General features: G+C 55.1%; 12 protein-coding genes and 1 pseudogene. 9 read left to right on the top strand and 4 right to left on the bottom strand.

Annotated features, from left to right (window positions below):
• The first annotated feature begins 14 nt into the window (after nt 1-14).
• Entirely contained in the window at nt 15-1661 is a 1647-nt protein-coding gene (locus F4V72_RS21775; protein ID WP_023249488.1) for a Na+/H+ antiporter, read from the top strand.
• A gap of 46 nt (nt 1662-1707) precedes the next feature.
• Here F4V72_RS21775 and F4V72_RS21770 read toward each other — a convergent pair whose 3' ends face one another.
• Nucleotides 1708-2592, bottom strand: a complete 885-nt coding sequence (locus F4V72_RS21770) for a LysR family transcriptional regulator (RefSeq protein WP_023249489.1) — start codon at nt 2590-2592, stop codon at nt 1708-1710.
• 103 nt (nt 2593-2695) lie between these two features.
• Between F4V72_RS21770 and F4V72_RS21765 the strand changes: the two genes are divergently transcribed.
• Together F4V72_RS21765 and F4V72_RS21760 are read left to right on the top strand one after the other, a co-directional pair.
• Nucleotides 2696-3106, top strand: coding sequence for a CidA/LrgA family protein (locus F4V72_RS21765; protein ID WP_000257348.1), 411 nt, complete (start codon nt 2696-2698; stop codon nt 3104-3106).
• Nucleotides 3099-3788 (top strand): LrgB family protein, encoded by a 690-nt coding sequence (locus tag F4V72_RS21760; RefSeq protein WP_001058885.1) that lies wholly within the window; start codon nt 3099-3101, stop codon nt 3786-3788. Before F4V72_RS21765 ends, F4V72_RS21760 begins: the two co-directional genes overlap by 8 nt.
• A gap of 38 nt (nt 3789-3826) precedes the next feature.
• Here F4V72_RS21760 and actP read toward each other — a convergent pair whose 3' ends face one another.
• From actP to acs, 3 genes are all read right to left on the bottom strand, one after another.
• A complete protein-coding gene (gene actP / locus F4V72_RS21755; RefSeq protein ID WP_023249490.1) occupies nt 3827-5476 on the bottom strand; it encodes a cation/acetate symporter ActP in 1650 nt (549 codons plus the stop codon).
• Nucleotides 5473-5787 carry a DUF485 domain-containing protein gene (locus F4V72_RS21750; protein WP_023249491.1) on the bottom strand — a complete coding sequence of 105 codons (315 nt, stop codon included), beginning with the start codon at nt 5785-5787 and terminating at the stop codon, nt 5473-5475. Before F4V72_RS21750 ends, actP begins: the two co-directional genes overlap by 4 nt.
• A gap of 238 nt (nt 5788-6025) precedes the next feature.
• Nucleotides 6026-7984, bottom strand: a complete 1959-nt coding sequence (acs, locus tag F4V72_RS21745; RefSeq protein ID WP_023249492.1) for an acetate--CoA ligase — start codon at nt 7982-7984, stop codon at nt 6026-6028.
• Nucleotides 7985-8416: 432 nt separating this feature from the next.
• On the opposite strand from acs, the gene nrfA reads away from it, so the two are divergent.
• From nrfA to nrfG, 6 genes and pseudogenes are all read left to right on the top strand, one after another.
• Nucleotides 8417-9853, top strand: a complete 1437-nt coding sequence (gene nrfA, locus F4V72_RS21740) for an ammonia-forming nitrite reductase cytochrome c552 subunit (protein ID WP_023249493.1) — start codon at nt 8417-8419, stop codon at nt 9851-9853.
• Between the two features lie 44 nt (nt 9854-9897).
• A complete protein-coding gene (nrfB, locus tag F4V72_RS21735) occupies nt 9898-10467 on the top strand; it encodes a cytochrome c nitrite reductase pentaheme subunit (RefSeq protein WP_023249494.1) in 570 nt (189 codons plus the stop codon).
• Nucleotides 10464-11135, top strand: a complete 672-nt coding sequence (gene nrfC, locus F4V72_RS21730) for a cytochrome c nitrite reductase Fe-S protein (RefSeq protein WP_023249495.1) — start codon at nt 10464-10466, stop codon at nt 11133-11135. The genes nrfB and nrfC overlap by 4 nt, the downstream gene beginning before the upstream one ends.
• Nucleotides 11132-12088 (top strand): cytochrome c nitrite reductase subunit NrfD, encoded by a 957-nt coding sequence (gene nrfD / locus F4V72_RS21725; protein WP_023249496.1) that lies wholly within the window; start codon nt 11132-11134, stop codon nt 12086-12088. The genes nrfC and nrfD overlap by 4 nt, the downstream gene beginning before the upstream one ends.
• Nucleotides 12081-14271, top strand: a pseudogene (gene nrfF / locus F4V72_RS21720) (heme lyase NrfEFG subunit NrfF). Before nrfD ends, nrfF begins: the two are co-directional and overlap by 8 nt.
• The gene (gene nrfG / locus F4V72_RS21710) at nt 14268-14888 is read left to right on the top strand and encodes a heme lyase NrfEFG subunit NrfG (RefSeq protein WP_023249499.1); all 621 of its coding nucleotides are present in this window, start codon (nt 14268-14270) and stop codon (nt 14886-14888) included. Before nrfF ends, nrfG begins: the two are co-directional and overlap by 4 nt.
• The last annotated feature ends 114 nt before the right edge of the window (nt 14889-15002 follow it).

The raw sequence follows: 15002 nt of genomic DNA, 5'->3' as shown, positions 1-15002 counted from the left end.
CAAACAGGGAACGCATGGAAATTTTCTTCACAATACTCATCATGACCCTTGTGGTCTCGCTGTCGGGGGTATTTACGCGTGTATTACCCTTCCAGCTTCCTTTACCCCTTATGCAGATCGCCGTTGGCGCGCTGTTGGCGTGGCCGACGTTTGGTTTGCATGTGGAGTTCGACCCGGAGCTCTTCCTGGTGCTGTTTATTCCACCGCTGCTGTTTGCGGATGGCTGGAAAACGCCGACCCGTGAATTTCTTGAACATGGGCGGGAGATTTTCGGGCTGGCGCTGGCGCTGGTTCTGGTGACGGTCGTTGGGATCGGCTTCCTGATTTATTGGCTGGTGCCCGGCATTCCGCTGATCCCCGCTTTTGCGCTGGCCGCCGTGTTGTCGCCGACCGATGCGGTAGCGCTCTCCGGAATTGTGGGCGAGGGGCGTATCCCGAAAAAAATCATGGGCATTCTGCAGGGCGAGGCGTTAATGAACGACGCCTCCGGTCTGGTATCGCTGAAATTCGCCGTCGCGGTCGCGATGGGGACGATGGTGTTTACCGTCGGCGGCGCGACGCTGGAGTTTTTTAAGGTTGCTATCGGCGGTATTCTGGCGGGTTTTGTGGTCAGTTGGCTGTATGGCCGATCGCTGCGTTTTTTGAGCCGCTGGGGCGGCGATGAGCCCGCGACGCAAATCGTCCTGCTATTTCTGCTGCCCTTCGCGTCTTACCTGATTGCCGAACATATTGGCGTCTCAGGCATTCTGGCCGCCGTTGCCGCCGGGATGACCATCACCCGATCTGGCGTAATGCGCCGTGCGCCGCTGGCAATGCGTTTGCGTGCTAACAGTACCTGGGCGATGCTGGAATTTGTCTTTAACGGTATGGTCTTTCTGCTGTTGGGACTGCAATTGCCGGGTATTCTGGAGTCTTCGCTGGCGGCGGCGGAAGCTGACCCGAATGTCGAAACCTGGATGCTCTTTACCGATATCGTGCTGATTTATGCGGCATTAATGCTGGTTCGCTTCGGCTGGCTGTGGGCCATGAAAAAGTTCAGCCTGCGCTTTTTGAAGAAGAAACCGATGGAGTTCGCCAACTGGACGTCACGTGAAATTCTGATTGCTTCCTTCGCTGGCGTTCGTGGGGCGATCACATTGGCTGGTGTGCTCTCTATACCGTTACTTTTACCGAATGGCAGCGGATTTCCGGCGCGTTATGAACTGGTATTCCTGGCGGCTGGCGTCATTCTGTTCTCGCTATTTGTCGGCGTGATCATGCTGCCGCTGCTGCTGCAACATCTGGAAGTCGCCGATCATGCGCAACAGTTGAAAGAGGAGCGTATCGCCCGTGCGGCGACGGCGGAAGTGGCGATTATCGCCATTCAGAAAATGGAAGAGCGTCTGGCGGCGGATACCGAAGAAAACATCGATAATCAGTTGCTTACTGAAGTAAGCTCTCGTGTCATTGGTAACTTACGTCGCCGTGCCGATGGACGAAACGATGTCGAAAGCTCCATACAGGAAGAAAACCTGGAGCGGCGTTTCCGTCTTGCCGCGCTGCGTTCCGAACGTGCCGAGTTGTATCATCTGCGCGCCACGCGAGAGATCAGCAATGAAACATTGCAAAAGCTGCTGCATGACCTGGATTTGATGGAAGCGCTGCTGATAGAAAATCAATAGTCCTTGTGGCCCGGTGGCGCGATGCTTACCGGGCCTGGGAGCACGACTATGATTTTAACCAAAACCCTTCGCAACAGGTTAACCATGCCCGAGCGCTGTGCGACAGATACACGCCCTCGCGCCAAATCATGCCCAACTGCCAGCGGAGATCGCTTTCCAGCGGCAGCCAGCGCAGCGTGGCCTTATCCAGGCGCTGACAAATCGGTTCCGGCAAAATGGCGATGCCGACGCCCGCTTGCACCATGGCGGCGAGAAAATCCCATTGCCCGCTGCGGACTGCAATCCGTGGTTTTACGTCATGCTGGCTAAATAAGGTCATCAACTGGCGGCTCAGAGCAAAATCTTCGTTGTAGATAAGAAGTGGATGCTCCGCCAGAGCTTCAGGCGCGATGGAGTCGCAGGTTATCCACTGACCGGAACGGGGGACCAGCACGCACAGCGGATGACTGAACAGCGATAACGTCGTCAGTCCGCTTGCTTCTTCCACCGGAAGCGCGGTCATCGCGACATCCAGCTCGCCATTCATTACTGCCTGCTGCACCGTCAGGCCGCCAAACTCCGAAATTTTTAGTTCAACGCCAGGGTAGCGTTGTCGAAACAAACTGATTGGCCCGGCCATCAACATGCCGACCATCGGGGGAATACCCAGCCGCAGCAAGCCTTTATTGAGATGGTTAATATCGCTCAACTCAGCCTCTAACTGGCGAAACTCAGCGAGGATCGCCAGACCGCGTTCAAACACCACGCGCCCGGTATCGGTCAGCAATAACTTACGTCCGTCGCGGATCAGTAGCGTACAGTTAAGCTCATCTTCAAGATTTTTCAGCATCTTGCTAATGGTGGGCTGGGTGACAAATAACTTCTCCGCTGCGCGGGTGAAACTTTGTTGGCGCACCACCTCGACAAAATAACGCAGCGTTCTGATATCCATGATTATTCCTTCCGACTATGTCTGCAATGATTTTAATTCATTTCTGCCCGTGACGGAGGTTCTCTATACTGGCGCTCCGTATTATTTTTCAGGACATTCCCTCATGGCTGTGGCGATAAGCCGCGTTACGCCTGCCGTTGTGCAACGACTCCAGGTACCGGTTCAGGTACTGCTATATGCAGGTTTATTCATTTTTTCCCAATATCTTGTCTCCTGGCTGCGCCTGCCGTTACCCGCGAATCTGGTCGGCATGGTGCTTATGCTGGCGCTGATCGTTTGCCGGATTATTCCGCTTAGCTGGGTACGCGCAGGCGCGCGCTGGCTGCTGGCGGAGATGCTGCTATTTTTTGTCCCCGCCGTCGTGGCGGTAGTGAACTATGCCCATCTATTGCTGGTGGACGGCTGGCGCATCTTCTCGGTGATAGCGATCAGTACCTTAATGGTACTCGGCGCGACGGCGTGGGTGGTGGATAAAGTATATCGCTATGAGATGAGCAGGCTAAACCGTGAATAACTTTCAGTTAAGCGTACTGTGCCTGGTTATTACGCTGGGGATTTACTTCGCCAATAAGCGTCTGTATCGCCGTTTTCGCAAACTGCCGTTGATGCCATTAGTGTTGACGCCGGCACTGCTGGTATTAATGCTGGTGTTCGGTCATATCTCCTGGCAAAACTACATTGGCGAATCGCACTGGCTATTGTGGCTACTCGGTCCGGCGACCATTGCCTTTGCGGTGCCGGTGTACGATAACCTCGCGATTATCAAACGTCACTGGATGTCGCTCACCGCTGGCGTAGTGACGGCGACGGTGGTGGCGGTCACCAGTTCCGTTTGGCTGGCGCGTCTGTTCACATTGTCGGATGAGATCCAGCGTAGTCTGGCGGTACGTTCCGTTACCACGCCGTTTGCGCTGGCGGCGGCAGAACCCCTGGGCGGGCAGCCGGATCTGGTGGCGTTGTTCGTGGTCGTCACTGGCGTGTTTGGCATGGCGGTCGGCGACGCGCTATTTTTGCGTCTCTCTATCCGGGAAGGCATGGCAAAAGGGGCCGGTTTCGGTGCGGCGTCACATGGGGCGGGCACGGCGCGCTCCTATGAACTTGGTCAGCAGGAGGGCGTTGTCGCCAGTCTGGTAATGATGCTGTCCGGCGTGGTGATGGTGCTGGCAGCCCCGCTGGTGGCGATGGTGATGTTCTGATTTTCCTCCGACCCACAGGGCCGGAGGAAACGGTAAGATTAATGCGCCCGCCCTTGTTCTACGCCGAATCCCGTTTGGGAGCGAATAAACTGAGCGCGGAACTGCTCACGTTCACGGTTGCCTTCTGCCGAGTTATCGGTGGCCGAGAAAAACCAGATCCCGAGGAACGCCATGCTGATAGAGAACAGCGCCGGATACTCATACGGGAAGATCGCTTTTTCGTGGCCGAGGATCTGCACCCAAATGGTAGGTCCAAGAATCATCAGCACCACCGCTGTCAGTAAACCTAGCCAGCCGCCCAGCATAGCGCCGCGCGTGGTCAGTTTTGACCAGTACATGGAAAGCAGAATGATGGGGAAGTTGCAGCTCGCGGCGATAGCAAACGCCAGGCCCACCATAAAGGCGATGTTCTGATTTTCAAACAGGACGCCGAGGATAATGGCGATCACGCCCAGCACCAGTACGGTGATTTTCGACACCTTTAGCTCTTCACGTTCGGTTGCGCCTTTGCGGAACACGTTGGCGTACAAATCATGTGATACCGCCGACGCGCCTGCCAGCGTGAGACCGGCGACAACCGCCAGGATAGTGGCGAAGGCCACGGCAGAGATAAAACCAAGGAACAGGTTGCCGCCTACCGCATTCGCCAGATGCACCGCCGCCATGTTGTTACCGCCGATGAGCGCTCCCGCAGCATCTTTATAGGCTGGATTCGCCCCCACCAGCATGATAGCGCCGAAGCCGATAATAAAGGTCAGAATGTAGAAATAGCCCATAAATCCAGTGGCGTAGAACACGCTCTTGCGCGCTTCGCGGGCATCGCTGACCGTAAAGAAACGCATCAGAATATGCGGCAATCCGGCGGTGCCGAACATCAGCCCCAGGCCCAACGACAGCGCCGAAATCGGGTCTTGCACCAACCCTCCGGGACTCATAATCGCCGCGCCTTTCGGGTGTACCGCCATGGCTTCGGTAAACAGATTATTGAAGCTAAAGCCGACGTGTTTCATCACCATAAAGGCCATAAAACTGGCGCCAAACAGCAGCAGGACGGCTTTGATAATTTGCACCCACGTTGTCGCCAGCATCCCGCCGAACAGCACGTACATCATCATCAGCACGCCGACCAGCACCACGGCGATGTGATAGTTGAGGCCGAACAGCAGTTCAATCAGTTTACCGGCGCCGACCATTTGGGCGATGAGATAAAGTGCTACCACCACCAGGGAGCCACAGGCTGAAAGAATACGGATTGGCCCCTGTTTCAGGCGGTAAGAGGCAACATCCGCAAAAGTATAACGTCCCAGATTACGCAGGCGCTCGGCAATCAAAAACAGGATGATTGGCCAGCCGACAAGGAAGCCCAGCGAATAGATCAGCCCGTCATAACCTGAGGTAAACACCAGCGCGGAAATGCCGAGAAATGACGCGGCGGACATATAGTCGCCGGCAATCGCCAGACCGTTCTGGAACCCGGTGATATTGCCGCCTGCGGTGTAGTAGTCGCTACGGGAACGTACACGTTTAGAGGCCCAGTACGTAATACCGAGCGTAAACACGACGAAAATCAAAAACATGATAATCGCCTGCCAGTTGGTGGGCTGGCGTTCAACCGCGCCGCTGATGGCATCCGCCGCATGAGCGGCGAAGGGGAGTGCGGCGGCGAGCGCCGTCAGAACTCTTTTCATAATGCTTTCACCTCATGCAGTACGGCGTTATTAAGACGATCGAATTCGCCGTTCGCTCGCCAGATATAAATTCCGGTCAAAACAAAAGAAATCACAATCACCCCGACCCCAATGGGAATCCCCCGGGTGACGCTGGTTCCCGCATGTAGAGGCGTGCCCAGCCAGCCAGGCGCGAAGGCGATCAGTAAAATAAAGCTGATATAAACCGCCAGCATGATAACCGACAGAATCGTGGCAAACCGTTGCCGTTTTTCAACTAATTCCCTGAAACGCGCACAGTCTTCTATCCGCTGATAAATTGGATCATTCATCACAGAGTCTCCAGAGGTATCCCCTTCGTCTTTCACGCCGCAGGCGCGTTGGCCGCACTCGCGCACCCCAGTCACATAGTGAACTATGCTGTTGGGGATGTGCTCGCTTGCCGCCTTCCTGCAACGCGAAATCCTTTGGGGAGGTTTTTTTATATTTCCCTCTCCCGGTTTGAGAGAGGGCAGGGGTAGGGTCGTAGGCCGGATAAAACGCTTTCGCGTTGCCATCCGGCATTTATGGTTATGACGGCATCGCGATGGCCTGCTTCTCTTCGAGCAGTTTCTCTACCACGCCAGGATCGGCGAGAGTCGAGGTATCGCCCAGATTGCTGGTATCGCCCGCCGCGATTTTGCGCAAAATACGGCGCATAATTTTGCCGGAACGGGTTTTTGGCAGTGAGTCGGTCCAGTGCAGCACGTCCGGCGTCGCCAGCGGGCCAATCTCTTTACGTACCCAGTTGCGCACCTCCGCGTACAGTTCTGGCGACGGCTCCTCGCCGTGGTTGAGCGTCACATAAGCGTAAATTGCCTGACCTTTGATAGTGTGTGGAATACCCACCACCGCCGCTTCGGCGATCTTCGGATGCGCCACCAGCGCCGACTCGATTTCCGCCGTACCCAGACGGTGGCCGGAGACGTTTAACACGTCATCCACGCGACCGGTGATCCAGTAATAGCCGTCTTCATCGCGACGCGCGCCGTCGCCGCTGAAATACATATTCTTAAAGGTAGAGAAATAGGTTTGCTCAAAACGTTCATGATCGCCGAACAGAGTGCGCGCCTGGCCCGGCCAGGAATCGGTGATGACCAGATTGCCTTCCGTCGCGCCTTCTTGCGGATGGCCTTCGTTATCCACCAGCGCAGGCTGTACGCCAAAGAAAGGACGGGTGGCGGAACCGGCTTTCAATTCGGTAGCGCCTGGTAGCGGCGTGATCATAAAACCGCCTGTTTCAGTCTGCCACCAGGTGTCGACGACCGGGCATTTTTCCTTGCCGATCTTCTTCCAGTACCATTCCCACGCTTCGGGGTTGATCGGCTCGCCGACGGAACCCAGAATGCGTAGTGAAGAACGGTCGGTGCCTTCAATGGCTTTATCGCCTTCCGCCATCAGCGCGCGGATTGCCGTCGGAGCGGTATAGAGAATGTTGACCTGGTGTTTGTCGACCACCTGGCACATGCGAGCGGGCGTCGGCCAATTCGGCACGCCTTCAAACATTAAGGTGGTCGCGCCGCAGGCCAGAGGACCATACAACAGATAGCTGTGCCCCGTCACCCAACCCACATCGGCGGTACACCAGTAAATATCGCCAGGGTGATAATCAAAGACATACTTAAAGGTGGTCGCGGCGTAGACCAGATAGCCGCCGGTGGTGTGCAGCACGCCTTTCGGCTTGCCGGTGGAGCCGGAGGTATAAAGGATAAACAGCGGATCTTCGGCATTCATCGCTTCAGGCTGGTGTTCAGGGCTGGCTTTTTCAATCAGATCGCGCCACCACAGGTCGCGGTCTTCTTGCCAGTCAATGTTGCCGCCGGTGCGCTTCAGGACGATCACATGCTCAACGCTAGTGACATTCGGGTTTTTCAGCGCGTCATCGACATTCTTTTTCAGCGGGATACTGCGTCCGGCGCGTACACCTTCGTCAGCGGTGATCACCAGTCGCGAGCTGGAGTCGATAATGCGTCCGGCGACGGCTTCTGGCGAGAACCCCCCGAAGATCACCGAATGCACCGCGCCGATGCGGGCGCAGGCCAACATTGCCACCGCCGCTTCCGGCACCATCGGCATATAAATCGCCACCACATCGCCTTTTTTAATGCCCAGATCCAGCAGCGTATTCGCGAAACGGCAGACATCGCGATGCAGTTCGCGATAAGAGATATGTTTACTCTGCGACGCGTCATCGCCTTCCCAGATAATGGCGGTGCGATCGCCATTTTCCTGCAAATGGCGGTCAAGACAGTTCGCCGCCAGATTCAGCGTGCCGTCCTCGTACCATTTAATCGACACATTGCCTGGCGCAAAGGAGGTGTTTTTCACTTTTTGGTACGGGGTGATCCAGTCGAGAATTTTTCCCTGTTCGCCCCAAAACGTATTGGGGTCGTTAATAGACTGTTTATATTTAGTCTCATACTGCTCTGGATTTATCAGGCAACGATCCGCAACATTGGCGGGAATGGCGTGTTTATGTGTTTGGCTCATGCTGTTGTTCTCCTTGTAAGATGTTAATGATATGTCGCATAAACGTTAAATGTAGGGTCTTAATAAGTTTTGTTTAGTATTTGGGCGACAGATCACGCAAAAAGGGAACTGTGCAAATAAGCAGCAATGTTTTTTTTGATTGTGTCCCGCAAAATTAGATAAATTTTCGGGATAACATGACGTTATATGAAATTTTTTTTAAAAAGTGATCCGTGTCCGGAAATCACAAAAGAGAGGGAGTTTTGTCCAGGCTACTAACTCTAAAGTGGTATTTTACATACACTTACAATTGATTAAAGACAACATTTTAAGTGTGGTTATTTGTTACACATAGAGGGGAGCAATGTAATAACAGTATTTGTGCGGTTGCTGTTATGGAAAACGATAAAAAATCGCCATTAAAGATAATGGCGCAATCTGGATGAGACCTCTATGGCAAGGAAAACACTACGCGCACGCCGTTTCTTCAGCCTTATATTTCCTTTTTTCTTCATTACCTCTGTTTACGCTGAGCAAACGCCTGTATCTGCAAAAACCGTTACTGTTGAAGCGAAAAATGAAACGTTCGCGCCTCAACACCCCGACCAATATCAGTCATGGAAAGCGACGTCAGAACAGTCTGCCCGTGAAGATGCGCTGGCGGAAGACCCTCGTCTGGTGATCTTGTGGGCGGGATATCCCTTCTCCCGTGATTACAACAAACCACGCGGCCACGCGTATGCGGTAACTGACGTGCGCGAAACGCTGCGTACCGGCGCGCCAAAAACGGCGGAAGACGGCCCGCTGCCAATGGCCTGCTGGAGCTGTAAAAGCCCTGATGTCGCGCGCCTTATCCAGCAAGAGGGCGAAGACGGCTACTTTCATGGCAAATGGGCGCGCGGTGGCCCGGAAATTGTCAACGATTTGGGCTGTGCCGACTGCCATAACACCGCTTCGGACGATTTCGCCCAGGGGAAACCCGCGTTAACGTTGTCACGTCCCTATGCCGAACGGGCGATGGAGGCTATCGGCAAACCGTTTGATAAAGCGGGACGGTTTGATCAGCAATCGATGGTCTGTGGACAGTGCCATGTTGAGTACTACTTTGAGGGTAAAAATAAAGCCGTTAAATTCCCGTGGGACGAAGGCATGAAGGTCGAAAATATGGAGAAATATTACGACGCCATCGCTTTCTCCGACTGGACAAACTCGTTGTCGAAAACGCCAATGCTCAAAGCGCAGCACCCGGAATATGAAACCTGGAGCGCGGGCATTCACGGTAAGAATAACGTGACCTGTATCGACTGCCACATGCCGAAAGTACAGAACGCCGAAGGCAAGCTCTACACCGACCATAAAATCGGCAACCCGTTCGACAATTTCGCCCAAACCTGCGCCAACTGCCATACCCAGGATAAAGCTACGCTGCAAAACGTGGTGGCCGAACGCAAGCAGGCGATTCACGATCTGAAAATCAAAGTAGAAGATCAGCTGGTTCATGCCCACTTCGAAGCGAAAGCCGCATGGGATGCGGGGGCGACAGACGCGGAAATGAAACCGATTCTGAACGATATTCGCCACGCGCAGTGGCGTTGGGATCTGGCGATTGCGTCACACGGTATTCATATGCATGCTCCGGAAGAAGGTCTACGGATGTTAGGCAGCGCGATGGATAAAGCCGCGGATGCCCGCACTAAACTGGCGCGACTGCTGGCAACCAAAGGCATTACCCATGAAATCCCGCTGCCGGATATTTCGACGAAAGAGAAGGCGCAGAAAGCGATTGGTTTGAATATGCAACAAATCAACGCCGAGAAGCAGGACTTCCTGAAAACGGTTGTACCGCAGTGGGAAGATCAGGCGCGTAAAAACGGTCTGTTAAGCCAATAACCCCTTTCCGCCTCGCAAGGGGCGGATAACGTAATGGAGTGAATATGAGCGTATTACGTTCGTTATTAACTGCCGGGGTGCTGGCGTCAGGCCTGTTCTGGAGCCTGAATGGGATAACTGCCGCCCCCGCCACCGCCCAGCAACCTGAACAACGCTGGACGGTCACCCAGCAGCGTAATCCGGATGCTGCCTGTCTGGACTGTCACAAACCGGAGACCGAAGGTATGCACGGTAAACATACGGGCGTTATCAACCCGAACAACAAATTGCCGGTAACCTGTACCAACTGCCACGGTCAGCCGTCGCTTCACCACCGTGAAGGGGTGAAAGATGTAATGCGTTTTAACGACCCGATGTATACGGTGGAGCAACAGAACAGCGTCTGTATGTCCTGCCATCTGCCTGAACAACTGCAAAAAGCGTTCTGGCCGCACGATGTTCATGTCACTAAAGTGGCCTGCGCCAGTTGCCACTCCCTGCATCCGCAGCAAGATACGATGCAGACGCTAAGTGAGAAAGGGCGGATCAAAATATGCGTGGATTGCCACAGCGATCAGCGTACTAATCCGCACTTTAATCCGGCGTCCGTTCCGTTGCTTAAGGAGCAGCCATGAGTTGCACCCGACGTCAATTTATTACCCGCGTCGGCGCGCTGGCGGCGGTCAGCGGGATGGCAGGACGCGTTGTAGCGAACACGTTGAATATTAACGGCGTGCGTTATGGCATGGTGCATGACGAATCGCTATGCATCGGCTGTACCGCCTGTATGGATGCCTGTCGGGAAGTGAATCAAGTACCGGAGGGCGTATCGCGACTGACCATTATCCGCAGCGAGCCGCTGGGAACGTTTCCGGAGGTGAAGTACCGTTTCTTTCGTCACTCATGCCAGCACTGCGACCATGCGCCCTGCGTTGACGTCTGCCCGACCGGCGCATCATTCCGCGATGCCGCCAGCGGTATTGTCGATGTGAACCCGGACCTTTGCGTCGGCTGCCAGTATTGTATCGCCGCGTGTCCCTACCGCGTGCGCTTTATCCATCCGGTCAGTAAGACGGCGGATAAGTGCGATTTTTGCCGGAAAACCCGGCTAAAAGAGGGCCGGTTGCCTGCCTGCGTCGAATCCTGTCCAACTAAAGCCCTGACCTTCGGCAATCTGGACGATCCTGATAGTGAGATCTCCCGTCTGCTGCGCGAGAAACCGACTTATCGCTACAAGCTGGCGCTGGGGACGAAACCGAAGGTTTATCGCGTTCCCTTTAACTATGGGGAGGTGAGCCAATGACAAACGCGTCTGCATTTCATTTTGACTCGCTGGTCTGGGACTGGCCCATTGCCATCTATTTGTTTTTGATTGGTATTTCCGCCGGGCTGGTCACGCTGGCTATTCTACTGCGCCGCTTCCATCCACAAGCCGGCGGGGCAGACAGTACCTTATTGCGCACTACACTGGTCGTCGGACCCGGGGCGATTATTCTTGGCCTGCTGATTCTGGTCTTCCACCTGACGCGCCCGTGGACCTTCTGGAAACTGATGTTTCACTACAGCTTTACCTCGGTGATGTCGATGGGAGTGATGCTGTTCCAGCTCTATATGGTGGTACTGATACTGTGGTTGGCGAAAATCTTTGAAAAAGAGGTTATTGCCCTCCAACAGCGCTGGCTACCGCGGCTGGGCCTGGTGCAAAGCGTGTTAACCCTGCTGACGCCGCTCCATCGCGCCCTTGAGACCGTGATGCTGGTACTGGCGGTACTGCTCGGCGCGTATACCGGCTTTCTGCTGTCGGCGCTGAAATCCTATCCGTTCCTCAATAACCCGATCCTGCCGGCGTTGTTTCTGTTCTCCGGCATATCCTCCGGCGCGGCGGTAGCGCTGATCGCGATGGCGTTACGCCATAACAGCAATCCGCACAGCACCGAGGCGCGCTTTGTACACCGCATGGAAACCCCGGTGGTGTGGCTGGAAATCTTCCTGTTGGCGGCCTTTTTTATTGGGCTGGCGCTGGGTGATGACGGCAAAATGCGGGCGCTGGCAGCCGCGTTGGGCGGCGGATTCTGGAGCTGGTGGTTCTGGCTTGGCGTCGTAGGACTGGGATTGATTATCCCGATGCTGCTGAAACCGTGGGCAAACCGTAGCGTAACGTTTCACGGCGTGTTGGCCGTTTGCGGTGCCAGTTTGACCGGCGTGCTGCTGCTGCGCTTTTTCATTCTTTATGCGGGACAGCTAACGGTTGCATAATCTGGACATCTTCCTTCCTGAAGCCGGATTTCTGGCGCTGTTGTTGAGTCTTGGGGTCAACGTGTTGACCCCGCTGGCGACGTGGTATGGGATTGGTCAGCATTGGTGTGGCGTCATGCGCCTGACGACCTGCGGCGCGTGGACGGCATTCACGCTGCTGCTACTGGCGTTTGCGATTCTGGTTAGCTGTTTTCTGACCAGCGACTTTTCGGTCGTTTATGTTGCGCAGCATAGCCATAGTCAGTTGTCATGGGGACTTAAACTGGCGGCGGTATGGGGCGGCCATGAAGGCTCGCTCCTGCTGTGGGCGCTGCTTCTTTCGGGGTGGACGGCGCTATTCGCCTGGCGCACCCGGCATGAATTTGACGCGCTTTTTCCACTGACCCTGAGCATCTTGTCCCTCATTATGGCCTCGTTGCTGCTGTTTATCATGCTGTGGTCCGATCCGTTTCTGCGTATTTTTCCTCCCGCCATTGAAGGGCGAGACCTTAATCCCATGCTGCAACATCTGGGGCTGATCTTACATCCGCCGCTGCTCTATCTGGGTTATGGCGGACTGATGACCGCGGCGAGCGTAGCACTGGCCTCGCTACTGTGTGGCGGCTTTAACGCGGCAACCGCCTGGGTTTGCTGGCGTTGGGCGTTACCCGGCTGGTGCGCTCTGACGCTGGGTATCATTCTCGGATCGTGGTGGGCGTATTGCGAACTGGGCTGGGGCGGCTGGTGGTTCTGGGACCCGGTGGAAAATGCCTCTTTGCTGCCGTGGCTTGCCGCCAGCGCGTTGCTGCACAGCCTGTATGTCAGCCGCCAGCGCGGGAGCTTCCGTCACTGGTCGTTGCTGCTGGCGATACTGACGTTGATCCTCTCGCTGCTGGGAACGCTGATTGTGCGTTCCGGCATTCTGATTTCCGTCCATGCTTTTGCGTTAGATAACGTGCGCGCGGTGCCGCTGTTTACCCTTTTTGCCGCGTTAAGTCTGGCATCGCTTGGTCTGTACGGCTGGCGGGCGCGGGAGCAGTATCCGGCGACACGTTTGGGCGGCGGATCGCGCGAAACGTTCATTCTGGCGACGCTGCTGCTCTTTAGCGCCGTCTTGTTGATCGTACTGGTCGGGACGCTCTACCCCATGATTTATGGTTTGATGGGCTGGGGAAGGCTTTCGGTGGGCACGCCCTATTTTAATCGCGTCACGCTGCCGTTTGGCCTGCTGATGCTGGTGGTTATCGTGCTTGCGACGGTAAGCCGCCGGACACGTTCTCTGCATCGTCAGCTTCCGGCGTTGCTGGCGCATACGGGCGTATTTATCTTCGCCGCCGGGATTATGGTTTCCAGCGTCAGTCGACATGAGATCAGCCTTAACCTCAGCCCCGGTCAGCAGGTGGTACTGGCGGGCTATACCTTTCGTTTCGAGCGTCTGGATCTGACTGCTCACGGAAATTACACCACCGAGAAAGCGCTGATTACCCTTTCGAAAGATGACCAGGTGATTGGCCGCCTTGTGCCGGAACGGCGCTTTTATGTCGCGCGGCGCCAGCAAATGATGGAGCCGGGGATTCACTGGAACCTGCTACATGACTGGTATGCGGTGATGGGCGAGAAAACGGGAGAGGAGCGGTATGCTATGCGTTTTTATGTGCAGACTGGCGTCCGTTGGGTCTGGGGCGGCGGGCTGATGATGATCGTCGGGGCATTGCTGAGCGGCTGGCGAGGGAGGAGACGTGATGTGTAAGTTAATCACAGCGTTGCCGGATGGCGTCGCGGATGCCTTATCCGGCAAAACGCGTTTACTTTTCATCTGTGTCTTGTTTTTCTTCGCTTTCACTGCCCATGCTCAGGTGGTGGACACCTGGCGCTTCGAAAACACGCAACAGCAGGAAAAAGCCCTGCGCGTTGCCAGCCAGCTACGCTGCCCGCAGTGTCAGAATCAAAATTTACTGGAATCCAATGCGTCGGTCGCGGTCAGTATGCGCCATCAGGTCTATACCATGGTGGCGGAAGGTAAAGATGAAGCGGAAATTACCGCCTGGATGACCCGGCGTTACGGCGATTTTGTTCGCTACGATCCGCCGCTGACCGCGCAAACGCTTCTGCTATGGGCGCTGCCGTGTCTACTGTTGTTGCTGGTGGGTATTATTCTCTGGCGAGCCGGCATTTGTCAGCGTACAGAGAAGGAGGAAACATGAGTTTGCCAGCGAACGTCACGACGACATTACGCCCGCTACCCGTAAAGCGTCTGGCGGCTGCGGCGGTGTTGATGGTGGCTGCCTGTATCGGCGGCTATATGTTGACGCCGAAATGGCAGGCTGTGCGTAGCGAGCAACAGCGTCTGGCCGATCCGCTACGTGACTTTACAAACCCGCAAACGCCAGAGGCGCAGCTTTCCATGCTGCAAGAAAAAATCCGCGCCAATCCGCAGGATAGCGAGCAATGGGCGCGGCTGGGCGAGTATTATCTCTATCGCAATGCGTATGACAATGCGCTGTTGGCATATCGTCAGGCGTTGCGTCTGCGAGGAGATAACGCGCAGCTTTTCGCCGCGCTGGCAACGGTGCTGTATTACCAGTCCGGGCAACATATGACGCCTGCGACTCGTGAAATGATTAACAAAGCGTTAGCGCTGGATGCGACAGAAGTGACCGCGCAGATGCTGCTGGCGGCGGATGCGTTTATGCAGGCGGATTATGCGCGAGCCGTGTCGCTGTGGCAAACCTTACTGGATGCAAACTCGCCGCGAGTGAACCGCGCGCAACTGGTAGAGGCCATTAATTTGGCAAAATTGTTACAAAATCGGCAGAAATAATTTTTTCTTTTTTGTGATTTGCGCCGTGCGCGCTGTTTAAAAAAACGGCGAATGAATCACGGATAAAAATTAATTACCTCAGTGTATTATTCGTTTTTGTCGAAATAAAAAACT

Source organism: Salmonella enterica subsp. diarizonae (assembly GCF_008692785.1).
Lineage (GTDB): Bacteria > Pseudomonadota > Gammaproteobacteria > Enterobacterales > Enterobacteriaceae > Salmonella > Salmonella diarizonae.
The sequence above is the reverse complement of the archived record's forward strand: the minus strand, read 5'-3'. Positions and strand labels throughout refer to the sequence as shown.